This is a genomic window from Streptomyces sp. NPDC043861, assembly GCF_056435905.1.
Genome location: NZ_JBWKDP010000019.1, coordinates 13,108 through 36,875 on the forward strand (window position 1 = coordinate 13,108; position 23,768 = coordinate 36,875).

The following is a 23,768-nucleotide window of genomic DNA, read 5'->3' on the forward strand; positions in this document are numbered from 1 at the left end:
GTGGCGGAAGCACCGGTGCCACTGACCGAGGACGAGATCGCGGCCGCCTTGGCGGACGCGCCAGGCTGGCGACGCGAGGGCAACGAGATCACGCGGTCGTTCGGTATCCGGTATCACGGCGGTGTGGCGATGATCGTGCATGTCGCTGACGTTGAGCGGCTCATCAGCCACCACGCGGATATCGATTTGCGGTGGGGGCGGCTGCGCTTCGGCATCACCACGCACGATGCCGGACACAAGTTGACTGCCGCTGACTTCGATCTCGCCTCGCGTATCGATCAGATCGCGGCCGCGCATGGAGCCGAGCCCGTCGAGGACTGAGCCAGAGCGCACGAATGCGCCCCCTCCCACCCGACGGTGAGAGGGGGCGCGTCGTGTCATGGGTACTGGCGGCGTTGCGGGTCGAGGCCGAGGGTGATGAGCCCGGGGCTGGAGGGTTCGGGTGCACCGTCCTTCCTGCAGACGAGCGCGTCGGGGTCGTCCTTGGTGGGCTGCCAGCTGTAGCCGGACGGACAGCTTTGCCCGTCCCGGCCGTCCTCCCCGGCCGGCCCCTGCTCGCCCCGCTCGCCTTGGGGCCCCACGGGTCCGGGTTCACCCTGCGGTCCGGGGGGACCAGCCGGGCCAGCGGCACCATCGGCGCCGTCGGATCCATTGCTTCCTGGGGCGCCGGTCTGCGCGATGCCGGCCGTGCCGTCGTCGCCGGGCTGGCCGGTCGGGCCCACAGGCCCGGATGGTCCGATCGGGCCCGGGTCGCCCTGTGGTCCCTGCGGCCCGATGATGCCCTCGCCGGGTTCGCCCCGGCTGCCGGGTGGCCCGGCGATCGGCTTGCCGCCGAGCCGCTGCACCTGGGCGGCCAGGGCATCCCGGGCCTGGTTCGAGGTGCGCAGGTTGCTGTTGAGGGTTCGGATGTCCTGGGTGAGTTGGCTGCTCTGCCACCAGATGAACACCACCAGGAGGGCGAGGAAGATACCCAGCAGCAGGGCGACCGGGTCGCGCCGCTGCAGCTTGTGTGAACTCACCTCACGCCGCCCCCTTGTTGGCGTTGTACAGCTGGATGGCGAGAAGCAGCACGGGCACGACGAGGCTGAAGAAGATCAGGCGCCGGTCGTTCTGCCGCTGCTTCTCTTTCTCCTTCGCCGCGTCCTCGAGTCCTTTGACTCGCTCGCTGATCGCGGCGACTTCTTTGTCGCGGGCCTCTCGCTCGAGCTGGTAGCGCTCGAGCGAGACGCGGCCGTCGAGGCGGACGCCGAGCTGTTGGATGTCCTCGCGGACGTCGCCGAGCCGGTCCTCGAAGCGGCGGGCGAGCTCTCCGAGGGTCAGCTCATCTGACACGGGCTACTCCGATCAGATGCGCGGGGTGTGCTTGGCGGCCCAGCCGCCGACGAACGTGAGGGCGGCGGGGATGAGCGCGAGCACGAACGGCTCGATGCCGTCGGGCAGTCCGGCGACGAGGCCGGCGTTGTCCTGGATGGCGGTGAGCACGGCCAGCAGGCCGGTGCTGCCGAGGTACGCCGCGACGCTCGCGACGGTCACCTTGCTCTCTATGGGTGCAGTCATGACGGGTGTCCTTCCTTAGTCCGCGAGGCGGGCGGCGAGTGCGTCCGCGACCTTGTCGGCAAGGGCGGTCAGCTGGGCGTCGGTCAGGCCGGCTGTGCCGACGGCCTTCAGGTTCTTGTCGATGTCGGCGACGATCTGCCGCATGTCGCGGGGGTCGAGGGCCTCGTTCTTGTACGCCCAAGGCGCGAGCTTCCGTTCGCGGTTGAGCACGAGCACCTGCTCGGCGACCGTCTTCAGCTTGGTCTCGATGGCCTTGAGGCGGGCGTCCTGCTCGGGGGTCATGGCTTCCTCCGGGGTGATGCCGGTTGCGTGGGCGAGGATGCGGGCGAAATTCAGGTCGCCCGGGTCGCCGTGATCGTTGCCCTCGGGGACGTGCTGGTGACCGAGGTGCCCGCGGTAGGCGTCGAACTCTGCGCTGGACAGGCGCTGCGGCGCGTTGACGCCGTAGCTGCCCGGGTAGGCGCGCCACGTCACGGTTGCGCGGAGCGGCACGTCGTGCTGGTCGTGCAGCCATCGCACGAACTTGGCGACCTCGGCGAGTGCCCAGTCCGGGGCCTCCGGCCAGAACAGGTAGTCCCGGCCTTCGACCCTGGTGCCCCAGCTGGCCCGGCGTGCCGGGTCGCAGGTGCCGACGAGCTCGATCTGGACGGCGTTGTTGCGGTTGGTGGTGATGCCGCCGGCCCGGTCGACGAGGGCGCGGGCGGACTGGTCGATGTCGAAGTGCTGATACCAGCGGAGCCGCTTGTTGGGGATGTCGGGCAGCGCAGTGATGGTGGGCGCGGACGCGCCGCCGCCGTAGGTGGGCACGGTGGTGCCTTCGGTGGTGTGCCAGACGGCGACGTTCACCTCCATCGCGGCGCCCTCGTACCGGTCGCCGTACCAGTACGTGGTTGAGGCGCCCGGGTACTTCTGTGGGCCGGTCTTGGCCATGGGCTCCCCCTTCGGGGGCATAGAAAAAGCCCCGGCCGGCGGCTCGGGGCTTGGAGGTCGGGGGAGGTCAGGTGGTCTCGTAGACCAAGGTGATGCGCAGCTGGAGGCCGTTCGCCCAGGTGACGGGGACGTTGTTCGCGGCCTGCGACAGGTTGGAGACGGAGCCGGAGGCGGGGAAGAACAGCGTGCCGGTGGTGCCTGAGGCGGCGACGTGGAACTGGCCGAGGTATCGCTGTGACAGGAAGACGTGGGCGATGCCGGTGCGAGTGCCGACCGATGCTGCGGTGAACGGCAGCGAGAAGGAGTAGCCGCCGGATCCGTAGGTGGTGGTCGAGCCGGTGACGAGGTCGATCTGCACGTGGCAGGTGCGGCCGATCTTCATGTGCCTGCCCGTCAAGGTGCCGTTGCCCAGCGTCGGGTTCGTGGTCGATGCGGTCCAGCTGGGGGTGTACGACGTCCAGGCCGCGAACATCGAGTTGAACTGGTCGCGAATCTCCTGGTTCATGATCGCGGCCGTGACGGTCTCGCCCACCGCCCACGTCCGCGGGGTGAACGTCACTGCATCCCCACGATGGATGCGGCCGGGTTCGTCGGGTCGTCCGCATGCCACCAGTTCCGCAGGTACGGCGGCAGCCCCATGAGCGAGGCCTCGACCGCGGCCACGTCGTCGGGGTAGATGACCGTGCACCAGCCCCAGCCGCACTCGGTGCAGCCCGCCCGCTGGTCGATGGGCGAGGACACCTGCGCGGAGCCGCAGATGCAGTCGACCAGCCATCGGTTCTGGTTGATCCGTGCGTAGTAGGTCTGCTCGACCGTCTCTTCGGGCAGCACGACGCGGCGGCCCATCCGGTACTCGATCCACTTGAACACACGCTCGGCGCCGGGGACGTCATCCCACAGGTTGCGGGGCTCGCGCGGCGGCGGCAGGTAGAACGTCTCGGCGCGGACGACGGCGATGGGCATGGGATCCCCCTAGTAGGCGAGTCGGGTGGTGGAGTCGAGGACCGAGTAGGTGGGGTCGTCGAGGACCCACACCGTGTCGGTCGTCGAGCGTGAGGTGTGGAACTGAATGCGGTGCGACCGGTTCTTGATCGTCTCGGTGTAGCCCTCGACAGTGACGGTCAGCGTGGATGCGGGCGCCTGGGCCGGCAGGCTGGTGACGCTGAAGTACGAGCTGATGTCGGCGTCGAGGATGTCCGAGTAGTTCGCCAGGCTGAACGCTTCCACCGGGACCTCGCGCAGTTCGGGCTCGGGGTTGGCGTACCGGGAGATGATCCAGTTCGCCGCGTCCAGCACGCTGTTGTCGGTGGTCTTCAGCACGGTGAACACCCCGCCGCCCGGCTGGTACTCGCCGTGCAGGGCGACGCTCGCCGCGTTGACGACACGCTGCGTCGCACCGCCCGGGCGTGAGGCGTAGATGGTGTTGACCAACTTCTGGTCGTCGTCCTTGATCTCGACGTCGTCCGTCTCGAGGTCGGCGTAGGCGATCGTGAACGTCTCCGACAGAGGGTCCGGGTTGTAGCGCAAGTCCCGCCCTTGGTACGCCAGCCCGAACCAGTCCCGCTCCGCGAAGAGCTTCGAGCTCTCGGTCTGCTCGACCTCCTTGATGCGAGCCATAGCGCCCGTGCCACCGGGGCCTTGGCCGGTGACCGGGTCGTGCGCGAGACCGGTGACGGTCACCGAGTTGACCCCCGCATACGAGGCGAGCCGGGTGACCCGGTCGTCGGCGTCCTCACCGGAGAACGCCGCGGTCCCGGCGGTGTAGTGCTCGGCCGCCGCTGTGCCGACTCCGATCCCCGCGGTGGTGTAGATGGCGAGGTGGCCGATGCTGCCGTTCCACAGACGGCCGTTCTTGTAGCCGCCGACCGACAGGTGCCGGAGCCGGAACATGTAGTCGACGGCGCCTACCGCGATGAGGGCGCCGTCGAGCCATACGTCCTGGGCGAACTCGTCGTACACCAGGTGGTGCAGGTTTCCGTCGGCGACGTTGCCGCTGGTGGTACCGACGATGGTGACGGGGTTGCCGATCTGGGTGCATTCCAGCTGCACGACCCCGGAGCCGTCGAGGCTGAAGATCAGTTGAAAGTCGTCGTCCGTGGAGTTCAGGGCGAAGATGACGCGGCTGACGGTGCTCGTGCGGAACCAGACCTCGAAGGTGTGCCGCTGGGTGGATGAGCGGTCCTCCAGGGTGTCTCCCAGATCGGCGACCAGGTATTTGCCCTGCGACGCCCCCACCGGGGTGAAGGTGGGGATCTGGTCGTCGGTCGAGGCGGGGCCGTCGGCGGAGGAGAACTCGATCGTCCCGCCGCTCACGACCTGGGTGATGCCGAGGGGGCCGGCGGTGATGCCGGACAGGTCCCCGGCCGAGGTCGAGTCGGACGGTTCGGTGAGCGGGTAGTACGCCACCGGCGCATCGAGCAGGATCTCGTGAGTGAGGCAGGACCGCAGGGTGGGTAGGCGGTGGAGCTGCTTGAACAGGTCGGTGCAGGTGACGAACGCCTGTGAGTACAGGCCTTTCCATTTGGTCGGCCAGTCGTTGACCGACCCCCAGAACCGGTGATGGTCCTTCGGCGCGGTGCCGTCGTAGGTCGTGGGCGCGGCGGCTTCCTCGATCTGCCCTGCGTCCACCCACACCTGGTCCCCGGCGGTCGGGGTGCCGACCGCGCGGACCCGGACCTGGTGGCTGGTGTCGGTCGCCGTCCACGAGACGCTGATCCGCTGGAACGCGTCGAACGTGGTGTTTGCGCTGCCGATGCTTCCGCCGGCCACCGACAGCTGCACGGTCGCGTCCCCGGTCGGCACCCACACGTAGGTCGAGTAGGTGTAGCGCTGCCCGATCTGCAGGCCGCTGATGGTGGGGGAGGTGACGGTCTGGGAGGGGACGGCGCCCCAGGTGATGAGCATCGCCTGAGTGCCGTCCTGGACATGCGTGCCGGATACCACCCGGGTCGGGGTGCCGGAGCTGACCCAGTCCGACACCCCCGACTCGAACCCCGGGTTGGTCATCAGGTTCTTCGCGGTGGTGATGACCCTGATCCGGATCGGGGTGTTCTTCCGGACGTTCGGGTAGTACGGCGACGACGCCAGGCCCGGCGAAAACCGGCCGTCACTGTTGTCGAGGACCAGCGAGCACATGCCCGGCTGGATGTCGGAGCGCTCATCGGATGCTCCGCGGGTGATGTTCACCCCCGACTCGGCCACGTCGACGTACTGCGTGATTTCGGTCCACGTGATCGAGGCGGGGGACGTGAACACCGTGGACCCGAACCCTGCCTCGACGACCACCCGTGTCATACCGCCGGTCCCCCTGTCACGTTGATGGTGAGCCCCTGGTCCCGGCCGAGCTTGAGCAGCATGCGCTGGATCTCCCGCGCGGCGGCGGTGGGATCCAGGGCCGTCACGTGGAACGTGGCGGTGATCCCGCCCCGGGCCCCGCCCGCAACGGCCGGTCGCCCGGCTGTCGGCCGCGTCCCCGCCACCCGGTCCGAGATCAGACCGAGTGCCGAGTCCACGTCGGGCAGCTGCTGGACCAGGCCGACAGCCAGGCCCCTGGTGGTGTGCCGACCGATCTCGGCCATGACGGTGCTCGGACTCCTGATCCCAAGCGCCTTCTTGATGGACCTCTGCATGGACTTGGCGATGTCGAGCATGAGCCGCTCGATCGCCGCACGCTGCTCAACCAGACCGTCGAGGAACCCCTTGCCGGCCTGCTTGCCCGCGTCGAACAACGAGTCGGCCCCGGCCCGGCCCAGATTCGTCGTCGCCTTGTCGAGCTGCGCCTGAACGCTGTTGATCTGCCGCAGCGCGGACGTACCCGTGCCGACCAGGGTCGAGGCGTACTCGTAGCCCTGCTCCGGGCCCATGCTCAGGATCTGCCGCAACAGCCCCTTGTTCAGGCCCCGCTGGGCCAGGATCCGGATGTAGGAGGTGAACTGCTGGATCCGGGCCAGCTTCTGCCCGAGGCCCTCACGGATCCCTCCGGCGCTCACCTCCCCCTCGCCCATGCCGAGATTGCCCAGCGTCGCGGTCTCCCGGGCGGAGGTGATGATCCCGGTCGCGAACTCGCCCGCCTGCCGGAGCGTGGCTGTGATCTTGTCGCGCTTCGCTGCCAAGCCCTGCAGCCGACTGTTGTTGCGAGTGACCATGGCGATCAGCCGGTCATCGACCGTTGCCCGCGTCCCCTTGAACGCGGCCGCGATATCCCGCGCCAGGTCCTTCGCCGTCGCGGAGATCTGAGCCCGGGACCCGGTCAGGCCCTTGATCAAACCCGCGCCGATGTCCTTCGCGATCGCCTGCATCTTCTTCGACGGAGACGCGATCTCCAGCTCGGCCCGCACACCGGCGGACACCGCCATCGCCATCCGGCGGGCAGCCGTGTGGACCAGAGACAGGGTGGCACCCATGCCCACGGCTAGGCCCTGCCCGGCGGCGTCACCCGCCCCGGACATGCCGCGGGCCAGACCGCTCGCCGTCGCGGCCAGCGCCATCGAGTCGCGGTTGTTCCAGACCCGCTCACCACCGTTGAACTGCACCAGCTCCGGGCCGTTCTCGCCGACCCACGCGACCTCACCAGCCGTTGGCCGGCCGCCCGCCGCATAGTGGCCGGGCTTAAAGTCCCGCCGCGTCGACTCACCGGTATAGGTGCTGATGTGCCGGGTGTGAATCGTGACGGTCTTGTCGTGCACGGTGGCCAGCTCGCGCTTGGCCTGTGCGACCTTCGCCTTGAGGTCGGCGATAGTCGCCAGCAGCCGGGCCCGCTTCTCCGGCGGCAGGTTCTTGTCGGACAACTGGCTCTTGGCCGTCGCGATCTGGCTTTCCCAGTTGGAGATGTTCATCTTGAGCCGATTGCGCTCAAGCTTCGGCAGCACCGACTGCGCGAACCTCGCCGTCTCCGTCTCGGCCACGACCAGGCCACGGATCCAGGAGTCCTTGAACCGGCCGAACGCGGCGTCCGCGGTCTTCAGCTTGTCGCCGATGCCGGGGATCCAGCCGAACGCCGTGGCCGCGCCGTGCAGGATCCCGCCGAACGCGGTGAGGATGCTCGACGAGAGGAAGTTGAACACTCTGACCACTGAGGGCAGATGTGTGATCACCGACGCTGCCATGTCGATGATCGAATTGGCGAGGATCCGGGCCCCCTCCTGGATGGCCCCCTTGTTTCGCTGGATGGACTCCGACAGCCGCTGGAGCGGGCCCTTCATCTTGTCGATCTCGGACCCCGCTGGCAGCAGCGCGCCGATGATCGCGCCCGCGGTCTCCTTCATCGTCGGACCGATGATGGAGAACAGGCGCGTCGTGGCCTGCACCCCGTAGCCGAGGTCCCGGAAGACGGGCATCAGCCCGCGCACTCCGGCACCCACCGTGTCCAGCACAGCGGAGAGGCGCTGACCTGCGGACGTCGCCAGCTCACCGAGGAGCGGGCCGAAGGTGCGGGCGACCTCGCCCGCGAACCGGCCGAGCGCCGGAAGGATGCGGTTGATCATGTCGAAGAAGCCGGTGAGGAACGCGGCGCTGCCGCCGATCCCGCGCTCCAGGCCCTGGAACATGCCAGTCAGGCCCTTACCGAGCATGTCCCGGATGCCGCCCGACAGAGCCCGCAGCGTCGGCTCGCTGGCTGCCCCGAACCGCAGGAATCCGCGGGCCAGCCCGCCGATACCGGACGTCAAGTCCTTGACGAACACGCCGCCGAGCTTGAGGACGGTGGAGAACTCGGACTGGAACCCGGCGTCCTTCATCAGCCGGCCGAGCCCCACCGCGGACTGGCCGAACCCGCGGCCCATCTCGGTCATGCCCCGGCCGAGGATCTTGACCAGGGGGCCGCTCTGCTTCAGGGCGTAGGTGAACCCGGGCAGCATGGCTTTCTGGATCTCGCGGCCGATACCGCCGAACTGCTGCTTCAGGCCGACCAGGTTCTTCGTGAACGACCGTGCCTCGGGCGACAGCTTCCGAAGCGCCTTCTCGTACTCTTCCTTGTCCTCGCTGGCCAGGGCCGCAGCCTCACCAACACCCTTGAAACCGAGCTTCAGGGTGCCGAGAGCGAGACCGGCTCCGGCCGCCATGGGGACGATCGCGCCGAGGGCCGGCAGAAACGACAGGCCCGCGATCGCGGCGACGCCCATCATGGCGCCGCCCAGGCCGCCCCCGCCGCCACTGCTGCCGAGGCTCGCGGCCGCGCCGGAGGCCGAGTCGGAGACCCGGTTGAGCGCGTCGGGCAGACCGCGGGTGTCCCCTGCCAGGGCACGCGCCGCCTGTGCCGCGGACAGGTACCGGCCGCGCAAGTCCCGCAGCCGGCCGTTGGAGTCGGTCGTGAAGCGCCGCACAGCGTTGTTGCTGCTGGTGGCAGCGTTGGTGACGTCCCGGCCCATGAGCCCGGCGCTGGTCGCCAGACGCCGCATGGCCGCGCCGCTGTTCGTCATCGCCGAGTCGATACGGCGGTGAAGTCGCCGGGCGCTGTCGCCGGCGCTATTGAGGACGCGGGTCAGGTTGTCGCGGCCGTCGAGGACGAACCGCATACGGCTGTCAGCCACCGCTCACCGCCTTCCGCTGCTGGGCCTGATGCGCGTCGATCCAGGCGGTGAGGGTGTCGAACTCGTCGACGGTCAGCTCGTCGACGTCGCGCGGTCCGAGGTGGAGGAGGTGGGCGAAGAGGCCGAGGTACTGGACGCGTCGCTCATCGAGGTCAGGCTCAGCTCGTCTTTTGGGTCGCCGTTCCGGATGTCGGCGATGACCTTGGCCGCGGCCGGCTGGTCGGCGGCGTACTGCTCGAGCTCGGCGAACGCCAGCTCGCGTGACTCGTCGGTGTGCTCGGACGCGTCCATGATCTGGGTGGCGTAGTCGGCGACTTCCCGCTCGTCGAAGCGGCAGGTGAGCTCGTCCACGCCGGGGTCGAACTCGCTGAACCGCAGGCTGGGGGTGGCTCGCTTCTTCAGCGTCCACACCACGCCACGCATCGCGTCGGGGTCGTCGTTCAGCAGCGCCTGCTTGATCTGCGGCCAGCGCATGTCGATGGTGCGGGCGATGATCGACGCCTCGGACGTCTTCACCTTGCGCACGTCGTACCGCTCTTCGGCCCCGTCCTCGGGCCGGTAGATGATGATCACGGGTTCTCGCTTTCAGCCGCCGAGCGAGCGGCGGACGTCGTCGACGACGCGCTCGACCTCGGCGCGCATGCGTGGTTGGTGGCGGCGGACGGTGTCGGTCCACCACAGGACGGCGGGGTACTGGTTCACCCAGCGGCGCTTGTTGCCGAACACCGGGTGGCGGACCCGCTTGCTTGGGTCGTTCATCGCCTTGGGCATGCCGCGCAGATCAGCCGGCAGCGCGCCTTTGTCGACCCACACCCGGGCCCCGGGGTTGGCTCCACCCCGGACGGAGATGCGGACGGCGTCGGCGATCGTGGCCCGCAGCGGGCGGGTGGTCGGCGACGGCCCGCCACGCGACCCGGCCCGTCGGCCCTGGCTACGGAAACCCAGGCCGCGCATGGTGGATTGCAGGTCGTCCTTCAACGGTTCGGCCGCGCGGCGGATCCGGCGGGCGAAGTTCTGCTGGAGCCGCGGCCCGCCCGCAGCGTGCAGGCGGCGCCGCAGCTCAAGCAGCTGGCCGGTGCCCAGCATGCGGATGTCACCAGCCATGTCGGGATCCTCCAGGTCAGAGCGTGACGTCGGTGCTCATGTACTCGATGGCCACGGCGTTCGTTCCGTCGAACAAGGCGGTGAAGTTGAACGTCGGCTTGACGACCTCGTAGCCCTCGACGGTCGGCGGTGCGTCGTCGAACCGGATCGCCGGAAGCTTGATCCGGAACGTCTCGAAGTACGTCGACGCGATCAGCGGGCCGACCCACTCGACGACGCACGACGTCGCGCCGTCACTGGTGTGCAGGTCGTCGACGGTCGTCGCCACGTAGTCCATCTCCAGCGAACCGGTGATCTTCACCAGGTCGTTGGAGATCGGTTCCTTCTTCGTGCCGGACTGCCCGGCGTAGAAGCGGTCCACGGCCATGCCCCGCTCGATCTTCACCGAGACTTTCCGGACGCCGTCCAGCGCCGTCTCCGTGCCGAAGCTGCCGGTCTTCACCGCCAGCTGGGCGAAGTGGAACGGGGCCATGTTCGAGTACGACGCGGCCGCCAGCGTCTGGCTCTCGTCGCAGGCCTTGGAGTCGACCTCGAAGCTGGCGGTGAGCATTTCCCCGACCGAGCAGGAGAACTCGGCCGACGTGATCTTGCAGCCAACGAACGTCTTGTCCGTGACCGTGCCCGTCGTCAACGGCACGCCCTTCTGGATCGTCAGGCTCTTGCCCGCCACATCCGCCAGGGTGTGCGTCTGCAGGTACGCCGTGGTCGCGGCCTGCTGCACCGGGGTCACCGACGTGCCCATCAGGGTCTGGAGGATGGGCCCCATACCCTTGTTGGTGACCTCCATCTCCACCGAGCCGGCGCCCTCCGTCTGTGTCACCACCCGGCGCGACGACAGCGCCATCAGCCGACCGGCCGCGATGCCGCTCGACTGCGCCGTGGTTTTCTTCAGCTGGAGACTTTCCTTCGTGAACTCGACGAACTTGGTCGGCGCGACGAACGTGCCGTAGGTCGACTCGACGGCGATGCCGAGCTGCGCGCCGAGACCGGATCCGATCGCCATCGATCAGCCCTCCTTCTGCTGCGGCTTGGCCGCGGTCTTCTTCGCCGCGGGCGCGGCCTTGGGTTCCTCGACCGACTCCCACGTCTGCGGCTGGCAGACGTAGCCGTCGAACCGCTCGTCGGGGACCTCGACCAGCTCGTCGGGCTGGACAGTGCGGCCCCCGAGCTCCGGCACGGTGACCGGCTCCGGGCCGATGAAGCGCACACGCGCCATGGCAGTACTCCTTGTGAAGGGGGGTGATCAGATGCGGGAGCGGCAGGCGACGGAGAACGCCAGACCGGCCCGTGCGCCTTGGGCGGTGTTGGCCTGCTTCAGCGCGCCGGTCGCGATGCCGGACCACAGCACGGTCTGGTTCAAGGTGGGCGCCGCGGGGCTGGTGTCGCTGGCGCGGATCGCCTCCTCGACGACGCCAAGCAGCTCGAACGCGCGCAGCCGCCGTGGTCGCACTTCGCTGTCGCCGGTCCAGGTGTCGACCCAGCACAGGATGGCGAACTCCTCGTCCCGGCTGCGGGCCCCGGCGTAGGCGAAGTCCTGGGTGAACTGGACCGACTCCTCGGTGCCTTCCTGGTAGCCGACCGCCACATAGTCCTGCTCGGACTGGTCGCCGACGGGCGGGCCGTCCAGGACCTGCACCCCGGCCAGGCCGGGGGCTGCGCGGAGGATCGTGAGCAGCGCGTCGATAGCGGCGGGTACAGCGGAGGTCGCCATCTACGCCACCCCCGGCGGCAGGCGGTACGGCTCCAGCAGCTGCAGCGCTCGGTTCGGGATGGCGTACCCGAAGCCGGGGACCTGCTCGCTTACGTCGAAGTCCCCGGTGCCGAGTTGTGGGCGGCCCGGGCCCTGCTGGGTGCGCCACAGATGCTGCAGGACGATCCTCGCGGCTGAGGAGATCGCGGCTGGGACGATGCGTCGCCCTGCTGTGTACGTGACCCGCAGCGGCCCGCACACGGGGCCGTCGTCGAGGCGCTGCACGATTCCCGTCCCGGGGTCCACGTCGAAGTCCGCGACGCTGTAACTGGTGCCCGACGTAAGGATCGGTTCGATGGACACCAGCGCCAGGACCGGGATGCTGGTCAGGCAGAGCCTTGATGCCCGCCGCACGGAGTGCCGCTCGACCACGGTGCGGACAGTGACCGGCCCGCACAGCCCCTCGATCCCGGCGGTGATGGACTCGACCCAGCCGCGGATCTCGTCGTCCTGGGTGCTGCTGGTGATGTTCAGGTGCTGTTTGGCGTCGGCCAGGGACAGGATCCCCGGCGGTGCCGCCTCGCGGACGTCGAACTGGTCGGTGTGGGCGCCGGCGTTGATGCCGGTCGCCACCCAACGCACGGTGTGCCGCCCGGCCTGCACCGTCGAATAGTCGTAGGCGTACAACCCGGTCGATGCCGGGACGACCGGCGTAATCGTGCTGCTCGTCCCGTCCGGCAGAGTGATGGTCAGCGCCATGGCGCCCGCGTTGGCCAGCGCCCCGGACGAGTCGCGGACCGTGGCGCCGAGCGGCACCACGTCAGCCAGATCGAACGGCATGTCAGCCTCCGCTCAAGGTGGAGCCCGTGCGGGCGTAGGGTCCCGGCCCGGACGCTGTCCGCGCGGCGGCGGACAGCGCCCCGGGGCGGGTGATGTTGAGGTGGTCGGCCTCGGCGTAGTCGGACGGGCCGCTGTCGCGATGCGCCTCGAGGAGCAGCGACAGGTTCGACTGCGCCACCCAGGCCGGGGACGCCGCGGTACGCCGAACCGTCCACGTGGCCCCGTCCGGGGATGTCTCCCAGTGCAGGGTCCCGGCGTCCTCGCGGAGCCTGAGCCACGCGTGCGCCACCGGGTCATACGACGGGAACAGGGCGCCGCCGTCGGCGTAGCCCTGCCGCAGGTACAGGCCCATCGCGTTCTGCGCCCGGTCGACGAAGAACCCGGCGTCCTGGCCGCCCACATCGGACAGGACCAGGATGGAGAACCCTGCCGTGATGGCGCCGCCCGCCGCGGGCGGGAAGGCCCGAAGCTGGATCTGCGACCAGGACAGGGTGTACGCCGACGCCGACCGGTAGGCGGCATAGCCGGTGGTACATGGAATCCGGGCCCGGCCCCCGGCCTCCACAGGGTCGCCGTATGACTGCGACCACCGCACCGGATCGACCACACCGTCGTCGAACGAGTCCTGCAGCACGCCGAAGCCGGGCATGGATGTCAGCCCGAGGTGCGGCGCTTCGGCGCCTGCTTGCGAGCCGGGACGGCCTTCTCTACGCCGTCGTCCTGCACCGCGGCGTTCTCCTCGACCGGGTCGGGCACGCCGCTCGCCTGCTCGGCCAGGCCCGCGGCCACCAGGTGCTCGGCCTCGTCCTTCGGCAGATCGACCTCGCCGCCGGCCGGGGGCCAGTCGACGCCGTCGCGGGTGCCGGACAGGGCAGCCTTCATGCGAATCCGCATGGGAAATCTCCTCCTTGCCCAGGGCCGGGCCCACCGCAGCAGGCCCGGCCACCGGGGGTTCGGTCAGGTGGCGGCGCCGGCGAACACCTTCAGCGCGCCGGTCTGGTCGATGGTCAGACCGTCCGCGCGGATGATCGCGCGGTAGGTCACCAGGTCCGTGTTGAACGCGTAGTCGTCCGAGCGCTCGAAGCGGACACCGCCCGCCATGCGAACGAAGTACGCGGAGAAGTCGCCGAACACGACCGACTTGGCGGAGGTGGCGACCGCGGCGACGTTCGGGTCGGTGTACACCGGCTTGCCCAGCAGGGTGTCCGGGACGCCGACCTGAATCGAGGGCTGCCACAGGTACTGGCCCTGGGAGTCCTTCAGCTTCCGCGCGGCGCCCATCGTGGCGTCCCGCATCAGCCAGCCGCAGGACGGGCTGTTCCGGTACGGGCCGATCACGCTGTAGAACAGGTCGATCAGGTCGTCCGCCGTGAATGCGCCCGCGACACCGGTGCCGCCGGTCTTGCCGGTCGACGCAGTCTGGACGATGCCGGTTGGCTTCGACGATCCGTCGCCGGTCACCAGGTGCGCGCCCAGCGCGTTGCCCAGGGCACGGCCGGCCTGCATGGACAGGTAGCCCTCGAGGTCCACGCCCGTGTCGGAGAGCAGCTCGCTGGACGCCTGCAGCAGCACGCCGTACTTGTAGGCGCCCAGGGTCCGCTTGGCGAACGCCGGGTCGGACTCGGTCAGAGCCGCCGCCTCGGCTGTGAGCGCCGCGGAGGAGTGCGCCGTGGTGACGGGCACCTCGATCGTCTCGCCCGCTGCGGTGTTCAGCACGGTCGGACCGGCCATCATCACGCCGGACACCTCGATGAGGTGGGTGACGAGCTGGCCGTAGAACGTGGTTGGCACGGTGTTGCCGCCCGCGGTTGCCGTTCCCTTGGTCAGGTCACGGAAGCTGACGCCGCTGGGCGTGGCGATGTCGATGCTGCGCTGCTCGCCACGTGCCCAGCGCCGCAGCTCGCTGTCCTTGTTGTCGCCGGCGGGGGCGGTCGTGGGCTTGGCGAGCAGGCCGGCGAACGCCGCCTCGGCGTCCTTGGCGCGCTGCTCGGCGTCGGCCATGTCCTTGGCCCGGGCGTCGATCTGGTCGATGTCGGCATTGAGGCGCGTGTAGGTCGCCTCTTCCTCGGCCGACAGGTTGCGGCCCTCGGCCTCGGCGGCGTCGAGCAGGGCCTTGGCCTGCTCCCACGCGTTTGCGCGGCGTTCCTGCAGCCGCTTGATGAAGTCGCTCACGGTGCCCTCCTGGGCATGACGACGACACCCGTCGGCCGGTGGCCGGGGTGCCTGATGGGTGGGTGTAGAGGTGGGTGTCGCCCTGCCTCAGAGGGTGCGGCGCTTCATGAGCTCGGCGCGCCGCTGCCGCAGCGCCATCAGCGGGTGGGTGTCGCCCTGCCCGCCCATCGGCGCCAAGTCGATGACGGTCCGCCGAGGCTCTTGGAGGAATCGGCTCAGGCCGTTCTCTCCGTCCGCTGCGGCCCGAATCTCCTCCAGCTCGGCGCCCGCCTTCTCGGCGAGGGACCGCAGGCCGGTGGAGGTGTCCAGATAGGCCGGGGTGTTCACCGGGGCCACGTCGACCAGTTGCCCGGCCAGCAGGGTCCGCACAGGGAATCCCTGCTCGGTCATGCCCCAGTCGTCTTCGAAGGTGATGAACGCGAAGCTGGAGCGCTGCACGTCACCGCGCTGCACCAGCTCGTACACATCGGCCCGGGCCACGGGCACGTCGACGCTGTAGTCCAGGCCGGTGCCGTCCGTCGCCAGCCGCAGCGTGCCGCCGGCCGTGGTGCCCAGCAGCATGTTGTCGTCGTGGTTGTAGCGGGCCATCGCCTCGGGCCAGCCGTCGCCCTCGGACTTAGCGAAGAAGCCGGGGTCGATCCGCTCCACGAAGCCGCCCAGGTTCCGGCTGAGGGCGTTGAACTTCGCGGCATAGCCGCCGATGGTCCTGGTGTCGCCGGCCGCCCGGACCTCGACGAGGCCGCGCGTGAACCGACGCTCTTGCTCGGTCATGAGTCCTCCGGTTCCGGGGGTGGCGTGTAGTGGCCGGTGAGCCGTGCACCGGCCTGGTTGAGAATGTCCCGCGCCTCGTCGGCGGTGAGCATGACGCCCACACCCGTTCCGACTTTCTGGATCATCTCGACGATGTTGCGGGCGTTCGCCTGGTCCGGGTCGAGGCTGACCGACATGGCAGACGACAGAGGCAGGTAGGTCTGGCCCAGGCCGTTCGGCAGGGGCGCCAGGTCCTCGATCGCGCGGACCTCGTCGCGGTTGCGCCAGCCCTGGTCCAGCGCCATGCCGTGCGCCTCGTACCGGGTCTTGAGATCCGTGCGGATCATCGCGTCGGCGTTGAACCGGACCTCCTCGATGGGGGGCCGCAGCAGGGAGAAAGCCATCTCCAAGCGGGCCAGCCAGGGCCGGAGCGTCCACGTCAGCAGGTCGATGCTGTTCTGCTCGACGGTGTTGTAGGTCAGTGAACCGCCGGTCTCGCCTCCGACCTTCTCCGGTGGCACGCCGTAGATCGCGGCGATCTGGTTGGCGGTGGCCTTGATGGTCTCCAGGAACTGCGACTCCTCGGCCGGCACGGAGATGGGCCGGTACTTCGTTCCGAGCCCCAGCACGGCGACGTCGCGCCCGTCGGCGGCCTCCTTGAACCGGGCCTTCAGGATCACGGCTTGCTCTCGCCCGATCTCCTTGTCGGACTCCAGGACCGCGGCGGGGGTCGATCCGTTGGCGAACCAGTCCCGGCCGAACTGCTGGGCCAGCAGGCCCGTGTCTGTGGTGGCCGCGAAGTAGCCGATCGGCGACAGGCCCAGGATCTGTCCGGGCAGTGTGTAGGCGGGGATGTGGAACATCTGCCCCTCGTCCAGGCGCCGGCCCTTGTAGAACCAGACCGGGACGGCGGCGAAGTTGTCCTCGATGCTCACGTCGTCCGGGTGCAGCCACTCAATCTGTGAGGGCCAGCCGGTGTTGTCCGTGGCGACGACCAGGCCGTAGGCGTTGCCGCGCAGCGCCAGCGACGTGACGCACCGGTGCAGCCAGTCGTAGCGGGTGCCCGTCGCGGCCGGCTGGCGGAACAGGCCGGGCAGGAGAGCGGGCCTGCGCTCGTCCCCGAGCATCTGGTAGGACTTCATCGGCAGGGACGCCACCGAGTCCGCCAGCAGCCGCGTAGCGGCGTACACCGGGGCCAGCCGCAGCGCCCTCTCCTGGCCGCTGCCTCGCAGGACGGTCGGGTCCGCGCCCGCGCCCCATACGTCCTGGAACGAGATCGCGCGCTGCTCTTGCTTGCGGCGGAAGGGCCACCACCAGCTCATGTCTTCACCCTTCTCACCACACGCTGTTGAGGATGTCGCCGGACTCTTCGACCTCGGCACCGAGTCCCCACTTGGCCAGCGTCACGGCCACCAGCGGGCTGATGTCGACACCGACGTTCCGCCTCTGCCACGCCCAGGCGTCACCCAGCGGCCGCTTCTGCGCGCCCGCCAGAGCTGTTGCCAGGGGTGCCTGGTCGATGTGAGAGATGGACTGGGATGCCACAGCGTCGTAGAACTGGCCGCACGCTGCGGCCGTCTGCCGGGCTTTGGGCTGGACGACCTTCACGCCGAGCCGTTCCTCCAGGTCCTCGATGATGGACCCCGCCGGCCCGGCGCCGTCGACGACCCAGGCCCGCGGCTTGTGCTTCTTGTGCAGCGCCTCGGCCTTGTCCAGGATCCAGCTGGTGCCGGGCTGGTGGGCGAGCAGTTCGATGTGCGTGCCGCCGCGCCACGTGCCCGCCACGGCGATAGCCGCGTGCGACCGCTCTGGGGTCATGTCGATGGCGAACGCCAGCTCGCCCTCGGCCTGTGTCTCAGCGGTCGCCAGGGCCCGCCAGGCGTCCTCTCCGATGACCTGCCAGGTGTCCGCCACGTCGCTCGGGTACTCACCCACACCGAGCCGTTCACGGGCGTACAGGTGGTCACCCAGGGTCAGCCGCCGGGTCAGGGACTTCTCCACCTGCAGCCGGTATCCGACGGCTGGGTTGGCCTTGAGCAGGGACTCGAGCGTGTCGATGTCGTCGTGCTCGGTACACCCTGGCTGGCACTCGTCCGCGTGTGGGTCGATCGACCACTCTAGGTACGTCAGCGCCGGGTCGGGCACGCCGCTCTCCAGCGACGTCAGAGCGCGCCGCCTCAGCCGTGCCAGCTGTACCGAGGGGCGGCCGACACCGGCGCTTCCCAGGTACCAGATCTGGCTGTTGTCCACGGCGTCCGAGGTGGGCGCGAGGGCGGCCATGGCGTCGTCTCCGAGGACCATGCACTCGTCGAGGATCACGCAGTCGGCGGTGAAGCCGCGGCCGGAGCCGGAGGAACGGGCGATGTACCGCAGCTCGCGGCCGTCGTGCAGCTCGATCCCCTCACGCCCGACCGTCTTGTGGTACGCCTTCACGCGTTTGTGCAGGTCAGGGCATCCCCGGATGAGGCGCTCGATACGCTTCATCGCGTTCATCGTCGTCTTGAACTCGTGCGCGGACAGCAGGATCTGCTTCTCTCCGCCGATGAACAGGCCCCACAGGACGCGGGCTTCGATCACCGCACCCTTGCCGTTCTGCCGAGGCAGGTTCACGGCGACCTCTTCGGCCGACCACTTGCCCTCGGCGTTCTCCGTCATGCCTAGGTCTAGGACGAGCCGCTGCCACGGATCGAGGTGCAGCCCGGCCCGGGCCGCCAGATCGACGGCCTCCTGCCCGGCGCTGGACAGCCCGGTCGGCGGAGTGACAAGGACCCGAGGCCTCTGGCTGCCGTAGACCGGCCCGTCAGCCGGAGCCTGCGGCGGTCCGGGCGGCGTCTGCGCGGCGCTTCTCTCGCTGACGGCTGATGTCATCGACCGCGTCCCCCTCCTCCTGAACCGGCGCCAGGGCACGGAGCTTGACCATGAGCGCGGTGAGCTTGTCGGCCACGACCGCTTTCGATGTCGGAGCGTCACCGGCCGGAATCTGGTCGAGGGCCTCGGCGAGTGAGATCGCAACGGCGGCCAATCCCGGGCTGACCTTGACAACTCCCAGTTGATCGAGTTCGGTTCGGATCTCGTCGACGATCACCATCCACCCCCCGGTCACCCTGCGTAGTGTCACGCTGAGTAGCGGCGAACTTTCATCGATTTGGGATTTCGGGTCAAGATCGCCATTTGAAAATGGCCGCGCAAAAAACTGGGCGACAAGGGCGTTTGGGTCGCCCGGTCCCCTGCCTAAAGAATGGGCTGACCCCCAGCGCTGATCTGGCTCGCAGCCCTCGATCACCCCGGGGCCGGGTGCCTCGGCTACCGGGCGTTACGCCCCGCTATCGGCGCCCGGGTCAGCTCACCACCAGTCCCGGGAAGCTTGGGGCATCGCGCTGGGTGACGACTTGGTGCGGGCGTTGTACCAGCGGGTGGCGACCGCGACCATGCCGGGCTGCCTCATGTCGTTGATCCGTTGCATGACGATGTCCCGCCCGGGGTCGACGGTCACGATCCTCGCGTTGAGTCTGCGGTATTTCGCCATGGCCTTGGCGCCGGGCTGGGTGTGGATCAGGTAGACGTCGGTGGTGTCGAGGTGCTGGTATGCCTCGTTGAGGGCGGCGAAGCGGGCGCGGTGTACGACGCGCATGAGTACGTCGCTGTGGTCATGGTGGTCTGCACCTGGGCCGGCCATGGCTAGGGCCATGAGGTCGAGGTCGATCACGATGTCTTGGGGCTTGGCGTTGGCCTGGATCCAGCTGCTCTTGCCTGCTCCGGGCGGGCCGGTGACGACGTACAGCATGCGTCACCACTCCCGTGAGGTCTTGAGGGGCTGAGGGCCGGTGCGGTTACCGCGGGCGCTGTTGCAGCGCCGGTGCATGGCGCGGGCGTTGCCCGGGTCGAGCAGGCTGCCGCCTCTGGACAGCGGCACGATGTGGTCGAGCGTGAAGCTGAGCGGGTGCCGTGCGTCGAGGTTGGGATCGATGTTGTGGCCGCACCGTGCGCATGGCATGCCCAGGGCTTTCAACGCGGCGACGAGGCGGCGGTAGGGACGCCCGTTGCGGGGGTTGCCGGGCACGGGGCGCCACCTCCCGCTAAGCCTTGGGGGCCGCCCACTCAACGGGGTCGCCCTCGCTACGCTGGTAGATGATGCGGTCGGGACGCTGGTTCTTCTCGATCACATAGGGGATCTTCCCGCGAAGGCACTCGCCTGCCCTCAACTTGGTGTCCTCGGTGGGGTACTCCGGCTTCGGCAGGCCGGAGCCACTGACGAAGGGCGACTCCACCCGCGTGTCGTCGGGGAATCCGAGCGACCACGGGGCCTGAGAGACGGAGATCAGTCCGCCCTTGAGGTTGCAGACCTTGACCTCGACGGCGACCCAGACCGGGTCCGTGATCCCCATGCCGTCGGTCGGGAAGTGCTCTACGGTGACGGGCTGCTCGTATCCGAGAACGGTGGTTGTGCCGTTCGCCTGGGACTTCTCGTCGAGCGACTTGCCGTTCCAGTTGAATGCTTGGCCTACGGCCAGTCGGCCGGATGCTGTTGGTGATGCTGACGTGGTGGTCGCCTCAGACTTCGGCGGCGCGGGCTTGGCCTCCGGCGCCGCGTCGTTGTCGTTGCTTCCTCCGCACGCGGTGAGCGGTGCGAGGAGCAGTGCCGTGGCTACGGCGGCGGTGCGGGTGCGCATGGTCCCCCCAGGACGTTGTGTGACGAGAGGGGACAGCATGGCGGATGTCGGGCCGCCTACGGGCGGGTACGGCGAAGGCCCCGACCGGAGGGGTGGTCGGGGCCTTCATGTGTCTGGTGTGTCCGGGCACGCCGGACGTGGTTCGAGTGTTACACCCCGTGAGATCGCTGGTCAAGCAGCGTTGTCAAGGGTCCGGGCCTCGAGCTCCCTTAGGTCGATGAGAGCGCGGCCGACGCGGTCGTGGCCGTGGTGGGTGAGCTTGCCGCGGTGGAGCCAGACGCGGATGGTGCCGGGCTTGATGCCGGTGGCGGCGGACGCGGCGTAGGCGTCGACGAGGAGCGGCTCGTTCATGGCTCCAGTGTGGCTCAGGCTCGGCGATTCAGTCCTTGAGGAGGAAGGTGCTGATGGGGTCCGACCCGTCCTCTGAAGGTGCGTTGATGGCGTCGAGGGCAGATTGGGCAGTGGCGCGAGTTTCGACGCTGAAGCATTCCGGGTTCTGCAGGATGGCGTTGGCCGCGACTCGGGCGTGGCTGACGCGGGCGTCGCCCTCGGCGGCCAAGGCGTCGTCGCTGGCCTGTTGGAGGACTTCGCTTGCCTCTCCGCATGCGTTGGCGGCGTCCCCCGCGGGAGCGGTGACGCGGCCTACGAAGAACGCGCCACCACTCAAGAGCAGAGCTGCGGTGATGGCGCTGGCGAGGCGGATCGGTGTGGACATGCTTCATGCTCCCGCTGTCTTGGGTCTCCGGCAGCCCTATTGGCAGAAGTGGCCGATGGGGTAGTGGCCGCCGCAGCTGGCGCAGTAGTAGAGCGGCTGCTGGTTGTATCGCAGGGCGGCGCGGATGAGGGCATGGATGTGGTGTCGCATTGGGGTCTCCGGGTGGTCTACAGCCGGGTCTACGGCTGGTCTACGGCCCCTTCTCCGGCGCCCTGATCTGCGTCTACACCGTCGGAAGGGGTGTCTACGGGGGCGGGGGAGAGGAGGGCTTGGATGTCGGCGGCCTTGATGCCGCTGCGGCCGGCTTTCTCGCCGATGCGGACCTGCTTGTGGATGGTGATGCCGCAGTGGACGAGGACGGCGCGGAGCCGGGCGTCGTCGAGGTGCTGGGCGGCGGGCCGGGCCTGGAACGAGTCGTACACGTCGCGGAGGAACACGGCGGGCTGGTCGCCGATGAGGTGGGCGACGCCTTCGATGACGCGGCGCTTGAGCTCTTCCTCGGTCGGGGGGACGGGGCGTCCGGCGCGCCATGAGGCGATGCCGTAGGCGCCAGCTGCCGCGGCAAGGAGACGGGGTTGCTCGTGCGCGGTGCGCCAGAGCATGAGCGCGCCGAAGGCGAGGCCGGTGGCGCGGGCGGTGATGGCTTTGCCGCGGGAGGCCTGGTCTTCGGCGAGGACCCAGCCGTGGAGCCGGCCGTAGAGCTTGAGGTGGCCGACGGTGATGCGGCGGGGGTGGATGCGCTGGGCGGCCCACCGGGGCCTCCCGCTCCCGAAGTTCGGGACGGGAGGCAGTTCGAGGGTGTCGGCCTCGGGGTCGGTGGCCACGGTTGTCAGGCGTTGCCGACGAAGGTGGCGAGCATCTGGCCGACGCTGCCGAAGAGCTGGCCGATCATCGTGCCGAGCTGGGTGCCGGACAGGGACAGGCCGAGGCCGAGGCAGACGAAGCCGGGGAGCAGGTGCAGTTTCTTGGTGTCTTTGCCGTGCTTGTGCATCTGCCATGCCCAGATTCCGAGGACGATGATCAGAAGGACGCTGATGGGGACGGATCCGCTTTGTCCGACTGGGGCGTTGGGTGCGGCCATGGTGTGGGCGCTGGCGGTGTCGATGGCGGCGAGCAGGCTGGTCTTCACGAGGGTGTCCTTCAGTACGAGAGGCCGACGATGGCGGCGATGAGGATGAGCGCGATCAGGGCGGCGCGGCGAACCAGTTGGTGGGCGCGGGAGTCGCGCGGCAGGGCCTGCAGGAGCAGCGCGGCGGCGAGGATCGCGGGCAGGGCGTAGTAGCCGAGCGCGTGGTAGGTGAGCGTCATGGCGCACCGGTCGGCTCGGTGGGTGCGCCAGTGGCGCTCGGGTAGTAGTCGGCGAATGCGTCGGCGTGCGCCATGAGCCGCGCCGCGGTGGCTCGGAGCTCTGCGCACCAGTGCGCCGCTGTCGCAGGGTCGGTCACGGTGTATGCCGGCTGTGCGCCATCCAGGGCTTGAGCTGCGGCGCAGAGTTGGCGCATGGCGCTTTCGGTCTGCGCCGCGCGCTGCGCCATCCGTTCGCGGGGTGTCGCGGGTGGCGCATCGGTGGCGTCGAGGTCACGGCGCACGGTGTCCTTCGAGATGTCCAGCTGCGCCGCGATCGCCCGGTTCGATGCGCCACCTTGCGCCAGGCGGCGCACCGTGGCGCGCCGCTGCGCCACTGCGGATGCGCCAGTCACCGGTCGCCTCCCTGCAGGTGCGCAAGTTCGCGCGCCAGGTGCCGAAGTACCGCGGCGTGCTCAACGAGGGCGGCGGCGACCGCGTCCAGGCCGGCCGAGTCGAACGCGTGCCACTGGTCCAGCTCGATCGAGACGAGGGTGCGGGTGTCGGTCGTGCTGAAGGGGCGCTGCACGATCGCGGCCGTCAGTACTGGCACGGGTCCGTGACAGGGGGTCGGGGCCATGAGCGGAATGTCCGCACCCTTGTGCTCGATGTCCTCGCGGAAAGATCCGCTGGCGTGCTCGCCGACGCACCAGGACGGTTCGGATGCGGTCACCTCGCCGTGGTTGATGGTGGGCACCGTGACGGTGCGGGGGGTCTTCATGGCGTGACCCCCTCGGCGATCAGGCGCAGCAGTGCCGCGTATTCGCCGCGGGTCTGGCCGTCACGGACAGGTGGCGCGGCGGCGAGGAGATGCTGTTCGGCGGCGAACGCGGCCTCGGTGGGGCCGTGGAGGCGCTCGGCGAAGACGAGGGCCTGGGCGAGGCGGGTGGCCTCAAGCATCACGGCGTCGGGCCGGTATCCGGAGAGCTTGTCGGCCAGCTGGTCGAGGAGCAGGCGGGTGTCGTCGCTGAGGACGGGATGAGTCTTGTTCACCGTGCACCGCCGGCTCGGACCCGGCGCAGAGCCTCGTCCATGTCGGAGTCTGCGGCGACGGCGCCGACACAGTAGGCGACCGCGACGGCGAGAGGGTTGCCAGTCGCGGCCGCGGCCTGCTCGAGCTGGATGATGCGCGCGTCGTATGCGCGGAGGATCGTGCGGGCGACGGCGCCGATGTCGTGGCCGCCCGGACGGACCCCGAGGCCGAGGAGCTGGGCGAGGTCGTGGCCGTACATGTGCCAGCCGTCGAGGCGATGCTCCCGGCTGCCGATGTCCTCGGGGCGGAGCAGGCCGGTCGGGCGCGAGATGTGCTGGAGGTAGTGCTCGGCGTAGAAGCGGACAGCGTCCCGGTCGGTGTGCGCGAGCGCGCGGCGGACCGCGACGGCGAGGAGCGGGGAGATGGTGGGCGCGACAGGGTGCCCAGACCGACGAGCGTCGGCCGACATAAGATTCGGCATAGCCGAGTCCTCCTG

Annotated in this window: 34 protein-coding genes; 1 reads left to right on the forward strand and 33 read right to left on the reverse strand. The window is 69.4% G+C overall.

Features of this window, described 5'->3' with window-relative positions:
* Complete coding sequence (locus AC068D_RS32200) at positions 1-321, forward strand: 4a-hydroxytetrahydrobiopterin dehydratase (RefSeq protein WP_478826668.1); 321 nt, start codon at positions 1-3, stop codon at positions 319-321.
* A 56-nt stretch (positions 322-377) separates the two neighbouring features.
* Here the strand turns inward: AC068D_RS32200 and AC068D_RS32205 are convergent, their stop codons facing one another.
* The 33 genes from AC068D_RS32205 to AC068D_RS32365 all read right to left on the reverse strand — a co-directional run bounded on the left by AC068D_RS32205 (position 378) and on the right by AC068D_RS32365 (position 23,753).
* Positions 378-1,019, reverse strand: coding sequence for a collagen-like protein (locus tag AC068D_RS32205; protein ID WP_478826669.1), 642 nt, complete (start codon positions 1,017-1,019; stop codon positions 378-380).
* Between the two features lies 1 nt (position 1,020).
* Complete coding sequence (locus tag AC068D_RS32210) at positions 1,021-1,332, reverse strand: hypothetical protein (protein WP_478826670.1); 312 nt, start codon at positions 1,330-1,332, stop codon at positions 1,021-1,023.
* 12 nt (positions 1,333-1,344) lie between these two features.
* Positions 1,345-1,557, reverse strand: a complete 213-nt coding sequence (locus AC068D_RS32215; protein WP_478826671.1) for a holin — start codon at positions 1,555-1,557, stop codon at positions 1,345-1,347.
* Positions 1,558-1,572: 15 nt separating this feature from the next.
* On the reverse strand, positions 1,573-2,487 hold the full coding sequence (locus tag AC068D_RS32220; protein WP_478826672.1) for a hypothetical protein: 915 nt from the start codon (positions 2,485-2,487) through the stop codon (positions 1,573-1,575).
* Between the two features lie 67 nt (positions 2,488-2,554).
* Positions 2,555-3,046, reverse strand: a complete 492-nt coding sequence (locus AC068D_RS32225) for a hypothetical protein (protein ID WP_478826673.1) — start codon at positions 3,044-3,046, stop codon at positions 2,555-2,557.
* Complete coding sequence (locus AC068D_RS32230) at positions 3,043-3,450, reverse strand: hypothetical protein (RefSeq protein WP_478826674.1); 408 nt, start codon at positions 3,448-3,450, stop codon at positions 3,043-3,045. The genes AC068D_RS32225 and AC068D_RS32230 overlap by 4 nt, the downstream gene beginning before the upstream one ends.
* Positions 3,451-3,459: 9 nt before the next feature.
* The gene (locus tag AC068D_RS32235) at positions 3,460-5,781 is read right to left on the reverse strand and encodes a carbohydrate binding domain-containing protein (protein ID WP_478826675.1); all 2,322 of its coding nucleotides are present in this window, start codon (positions 5,779-5,781) and stop codon (positions 3,460-3,462) included.
* Entirely contained in the window at positions 5,778-9,014 is a 3,237-nt protein-coding gene (locus AC068D_RS32240; RefSeq protein WP_478826676.1) for a hypothetical protein, read from the reverse strand. Before AC068D_RS32240 ends, AC068D_RS32235 begins: the two co-directional genes overlap by 4 nt.
* 72 nt (positions 9,015-9,086) lie before the next feature.
* A complete protein-coding gene (locus AC068D_RS32245; RefSeq protein WP_478826677.1) occupies positions 9,087-9,587 on the reverse strand; it encodes a hypothetical protein in 501 nt (166 codons plus the stop codon).
* Between the two features lie 12 nt (positions 9,588-9,599).
* Entirely contained in the window at positions 9,600-10,118 is a 519-nt protein-coding gene (locus AC068D_RS32250; protein WP_478826678.1) for a hypothetical protein, read from the reverse strand.
* Positions 10,119-10,134: 16 nt separating this feature from the next.
* Positions 10,135-11,121 carry a phage tail tube protein gene (locus tag AC068D_RS32255; RefSeq protein ID WP_478826679.1) on the reverse strand — a complete coding sequence of 329 codons (987 nt, stop codon included), beginning with the start codon at positions 11,119-11,121 and terminating at the stop codon, positions 10,135-10,137.
* Between the two features lie 3 nt (positions 11,122-11,124).
* Positions 11,125-11,334, reverse strand: a complete 210-nt coding sequence (locus tag AC068D_RS32260) for a hypothetical protein (protein ID WP_478826680.1) — start codon at positions 11,332-11,334, stop codon at positions 11,125-11,127.
* Positions 11,335-11,361: 27 nt separating this feature from the next.
* Positions 11,362-11,829, reverse strand: coding sequence for a hypothetical protein (locus AC068D_RS32265; RefSeq protein ID WP_478826681.1), 468 nt, complete (start codon positions 11,827-11,829; stop codon positions 11,362-11,364).
* Positions 11,830-12,648, reverse strand: a complete 819-nt coding sequence (locus AC068D_RS32270; RefSeq protein ID WP_478826682.1) for a head-tail connector protein — start codon at positions 12,646-12,648, stop codon at positions 11,830-11,832.
* 1 nt (position 12,649) lies between these two features.
* A complete protein-coding gene (locus AC068D_RS32275; RefSeq protein ID WP_478826683.1) occupies positions 12,650-13,297 on the reverse strand; it encodes a hypothetical protein in 648 nt (215 codons plus the stop codon).
* A 5-nt stretch (positions 13,298-13,302) separates the two neighbouring features.
* Positions 13,303-13,542, reverse strand: coding sequence for a hypothetical protein (locus AC068D_RS32280; RefSeq protein WP_478826684.1), 240 nt, complete (start codon positions 13,540-13,542; stop codon positions 13,303-13,305).
* Between the two features lie 63 nt (positions 13,543-13,605).
* Positions 13,606-14,820 (reverse strand): phage major capsid protein, encoded by a 1,215-nt coding sequence (locus tag AC068D_RS32285; RefSeq protein ID WP_478826685.1) that lies wholly within the window; start codon positions 14,818-14,820, stop codon positions 13,606-13,608.
* A gap of 87 nt (positions 14,821-14,907) precedes the next feature.
* On the reverse strand, positions 14,908-15,591 hold the full coding sequence (locus AC068D_RS32290) for an HK97 family phage prohead protease (protein WP_478826686.1): 684 nt from the start codon (positions 15,589-15,591) through the stop codon (positions 14,908-14,910).
* The gene (locus AC068D_RS32295; RefSeq protein WP_478826687.1) at positions 15,588-16,892 is read right to left on the reverse strand and encodes a phage portal protein; all 1,305 of its coding nucleotides are present in this window, start codon (positions 16,890-16,892) and stop codon (positions 15,588-15,590) included. The genes AC068D_RS32290 and AC068D_RS32295 overlap by 4 nt, the downstream gene beginning before the upstream one ends.
* Positions 16,893-16,905: 13 nt before the next feature.
* Positions 16,906-18,438, reverse strand: coding sequence for a terminase (locus tag AC068D_RS32300; protein WP_478826688.1), 1,533 nt, complete (start codon positions 18,436-18,438; stop codon positions 16,906-16,908).
* On the reverse strand, positions 18,371-18,673 hold the full coding sequence (locus AC068D_RS32305; RefSeq protein ID WP_478826689.1) for a hypothetical protein: 303 nt from the start codon (positions 18,671-18,673) through the stop codon (positions 18,371-18,373). Before AC068D_RS32305 ends, AC068D_RS32300 begins: the two co-directional genes overlap by 68 nt.
* A gap of 240 nt (positions 18,674-18,913) precedes the next feature.
* The gene (locus tag AC068D_RS32310) at positions 18,914-19,354 is read right to left on the reverse strand and encodes a hypothetical protein (RefSeq protein WP_478826690.1); all 441 of its coding nucleotides are present in this window, start codon (positions 19,352-19,354) and stop codon (positions 18,914-18,916) included.
* A 3-nt stretch (positions 19,355-19,357) separates the two neighbouring features.
* Positions 19,358-19,630, reverse strand: a complete 273-nt coding sequence (locus AC068D_RS32315; protein ID WP_478826691.1) for an HNH endonuclease — start codon at positions 19,628-19,630, stop codon at positions 19,358-19,360.
* A 16-nt stretch (positions 19,631-19,646) separates the two neighbouring features.
* The gene (locus AC068D_RS32320) at positions 19,647-20,240 is read right to left on the reverse strand and encodes a hypothetical protein (protein ID WP_478826692.1); all 594 of its coding nucleotides are present in this window, start codon (positions 20,238-20,240) and stop codon (positions 19,647-19,649) included.
* A 171-nt stretch (positions 20,241-20,411) separates the two neighbouring features.
* A complete protein-coding gene (locus tag AC068D_RS32325; protein ID WP_478826693.1) occupies positions 20,412-20,591 on the reverse strand; it encodes a hypothetical protein in 180 nt (59 codons plus the stop codon).
* A 28-nt stretch (positions 20,592-20,619) separates the two neighbouring features.
* Positions 20,620-20,955 (reverse strand): hypothetical protein, encoded by a 336-nt coding sequence (locus AC068D_RS32330; RefSeq protein ID WP_478826694.1) that lies wholly within the window; start codon positions 20,953-20,955, stop codon positions 20,620-20,622.
* 179 nt (positions 20,956-21,134) lie between these two features.
* The gene (locus tag AC068D_RS32335) at positions 21,135-21,779 is read right to left on the reverse strand and encodes a hypothetical protein (RefSeq protein WP_478826695.1); all 645 of its coding nucleotides are present in this window, start codon (positions 21,777-21,779) and stop codon (positions 21,135-21,137) included.
* 5 nt (positions 21,780-21,784) lie between these two features.
* On the reverse strand, positions 21,785-22,084 hold the full coding sequence (locus AC068D_RS32340; RefSeq protein WP_478826696.1) for a hypothetical protein: 300 nt from the start codon (positions 22,082-22,084) through the stop codon (positions 21,785-21,787).
* An 11-nt stretch (positions 22,085-22,095) separates the two neighbouring features.
* Positions 22,096-22,263, reverse strand: a complete 168-nt coding sequence (locus AC068D_RS32345) for a hypothetical protein (RefSeq protein WP_478826697.1) — start codon at positions 22,261-22,263, stop codon at positions 22,096-22,098.
* Positions 22,260-22,655 (reverse strand): helix-turn-helix domain-containing protein, encoded by a 396-nt coding sequence (locus tag AC068D_RS32350; protein WP_478826698.1) that lies wholly within the window; start codon positions 22,653-22,655, stop codon positions 22,260-22,262. Before AC068D_RS32350 ends, AC068D_RS32345 begins: the two co-directional genes overlap by 4 nt.
* On the reverse strand, positions 22,652-23,020 hold the full coding sequence (locus AC068D_RS32355; protein ID WP_478826699.1) for a DUF6907 domain-containing protein: 369 nt from the start codon (positions 23,018-23,020) through the stop codon (positions 22,652-22,654). Before AC068D_RS32355 ends, AC068D_RS32350 begins: the two co-directional genes overlap by 4 nt.
* Positions 23,017-23,292 carry a hypothetical protein gene (locus AC068D_RS32360; protein ID WP_478826700.1) on the reverse strand — a complete coding sequence of 92 codons (276 nt, stop codon included), beginning with the start codon at positions 23,290-23,292 and terminating at the stop codon, positions 23,017-23,019. Before AC068D_RS32360 ends, AC068D_RS32355 begins: the two co-directional genes overlap by 4 nt.
* Entirely contained in the window at positions 23,289-23,753 is a 465-nt protein-coding gene (locus AC068D_RS32365) for a hypothetical protein (protein WP_478826701.1), read from the reverse strand. The genes AC068D_RS32360 and AC068D_RS32365 overlap by 4 nt, the downstream gene beginning before the upstream one ends.
* Positions 23,754-23,768 lie beyond the last annotated feature (15 nt).

Coding starts and splice junctions, on each gene's coding strand:
- AC068D_RS32215 (WP_478826671.1), bottom strand. CDS start 1,557: ATGACTGCACCCATAGAGAGCAAGGTGACCGTCGCGAGCGTCGCGGCG.
- AC068D_RS32220 (WP_478826672.1), bottom strand. CDS start 2,487: ATGGCCAAGACCGGCCCACAGAAGTACCCGGGCGCCTCAACCACGTAC.
- AC068D_RS32230 (WP_478826674.1), bottom strand. CDS start 3,450: ATGCCCATCGCCGTCGTCCGCGCCGAGACGTTCTACCTGCCGCCGCCG.
- AC068D_RS32235 (WP_478826675.1), bottom strand. CDS start 5,781: ATGACACGGGTGGTCGTCGAGGCAGGGTTCGGGTCCACGGTGTTCACG.
- AC068D_RS32250 (WP_478826678.1), bottom strand. CDS start 10,118: ATGGCTGGTGACATCCGCATGCTGGGCACCGGCCAGCTGCTTGAGCTG.
- AC068D_RS32255 (WP_478826679.1), bottom strand. CDS start 11,121: ATGGCGATCGGATCCGGTCTCGGCGCGCAGCTCGGCATCGCCGTCGAG.
- AC068D_RS32260 (WP_478826680.1), bottom strand. CDS start 11,334: ATGGCGCGTGTGCGCTTCATCGGCCCGGAGCCGGTCACCGTGCCGGAG.
- AC068D_RS32265 (WP_478826681.1), bottom strand. CDS start 11,829: ATGGCGACCTCCGCTGTACCCGCCGCTATCGACGCGCTGCTCACGATC.
- AC068D_RS32270 (WP_478826682.1), bottom strand. CDS start 12,648: ATGCCGTTCGATCTGGCTGACGTGGTGCCGCTCGGCGCCACGGTCCGC.
- AC068D_RS32275 (WP_478826683.1), bottom strand. CDS start 13,297: ATGCCCGGCTTCGGCGTGCTGCAGGACTCGTTCGACGACGGTGTGGTC.
- AC068D_RS32280 (WP_478826684.1), bottom strand. CDS start 13,542: ATGCGGATTCGCATGAAGGCTGCCCTGTCCGGCACCCGCGACGGCGTC.
- AC068D_RS32290 (WP_478826686.1), bottom strand. CDS start 15,591: ATGACCGAGCAAGAGCGTCGGTTCACGCGCGGCCTCGTCGAGGTCCGG.
- AC068D_RS32295 (WP_478826687.1), bottom strand. CDS start 16,892: ATGAGCTGGTGGTGGCCCTTCCGCCGCAAGCAAGAGCAGCGCGCGATC.
- AC068D_RS32300 (WP_478826688.1), bottom strand. CDS start 18,438: ATGACATCAGCCGTCAGCGAGAGAAGCGCCGCGCAGACGCCGCCCGGA.
- AC068D_RS32310 (WP_478826690.1), bottom strand. CDS start 19,354: ATGCTGTACGTCGTCACCGGCCCGCCCGGAGCAGGCAAGAGCAGCTGG.
- AC068D_RS32320 (WP_478826692.1), bottom strand. CDS start 20,240: ATGCGCACCCGCACCGCCGCCGTAGCCACGGCACTGCTCCTCGCACCG.
- AC068D_RS32325 (WP_478826693.1), bottom strand. CDS start 20,591: ATGAACGAGCCGCTCCTCGTCGACGCCTACGCCGCGTCCGCCGCCACC.
- AC068D_RS32330 (WP_478826694.1), bottom strand. CDS start 20,955: ATGTCCACACCGATCCGCCTCGCCAGCGCCATCACCGCAGCTCTGCTC.
- AC068D_RS32345 (WP_478826697.1), bottom strand. CDS start 22,263: ATGACGCTCACCTACCACGCGCTCGGCTACTACGCCCTGCCCGCGATC.
- AC068D_RS32355 (WP_478826699.1), bottom strand. CDS start 23,020: ATGAAGACCCCCCGCACCGTCACGGTGCCCACCATCAACCACGGCGAG.
- AC068D_RS32365 (WP_478826701.1), bottom strand. CDS start 23,753: ATGCCGAATCTTATGTCGGCCGACGCTCGTCGGTCTGGGCACCCTGTC.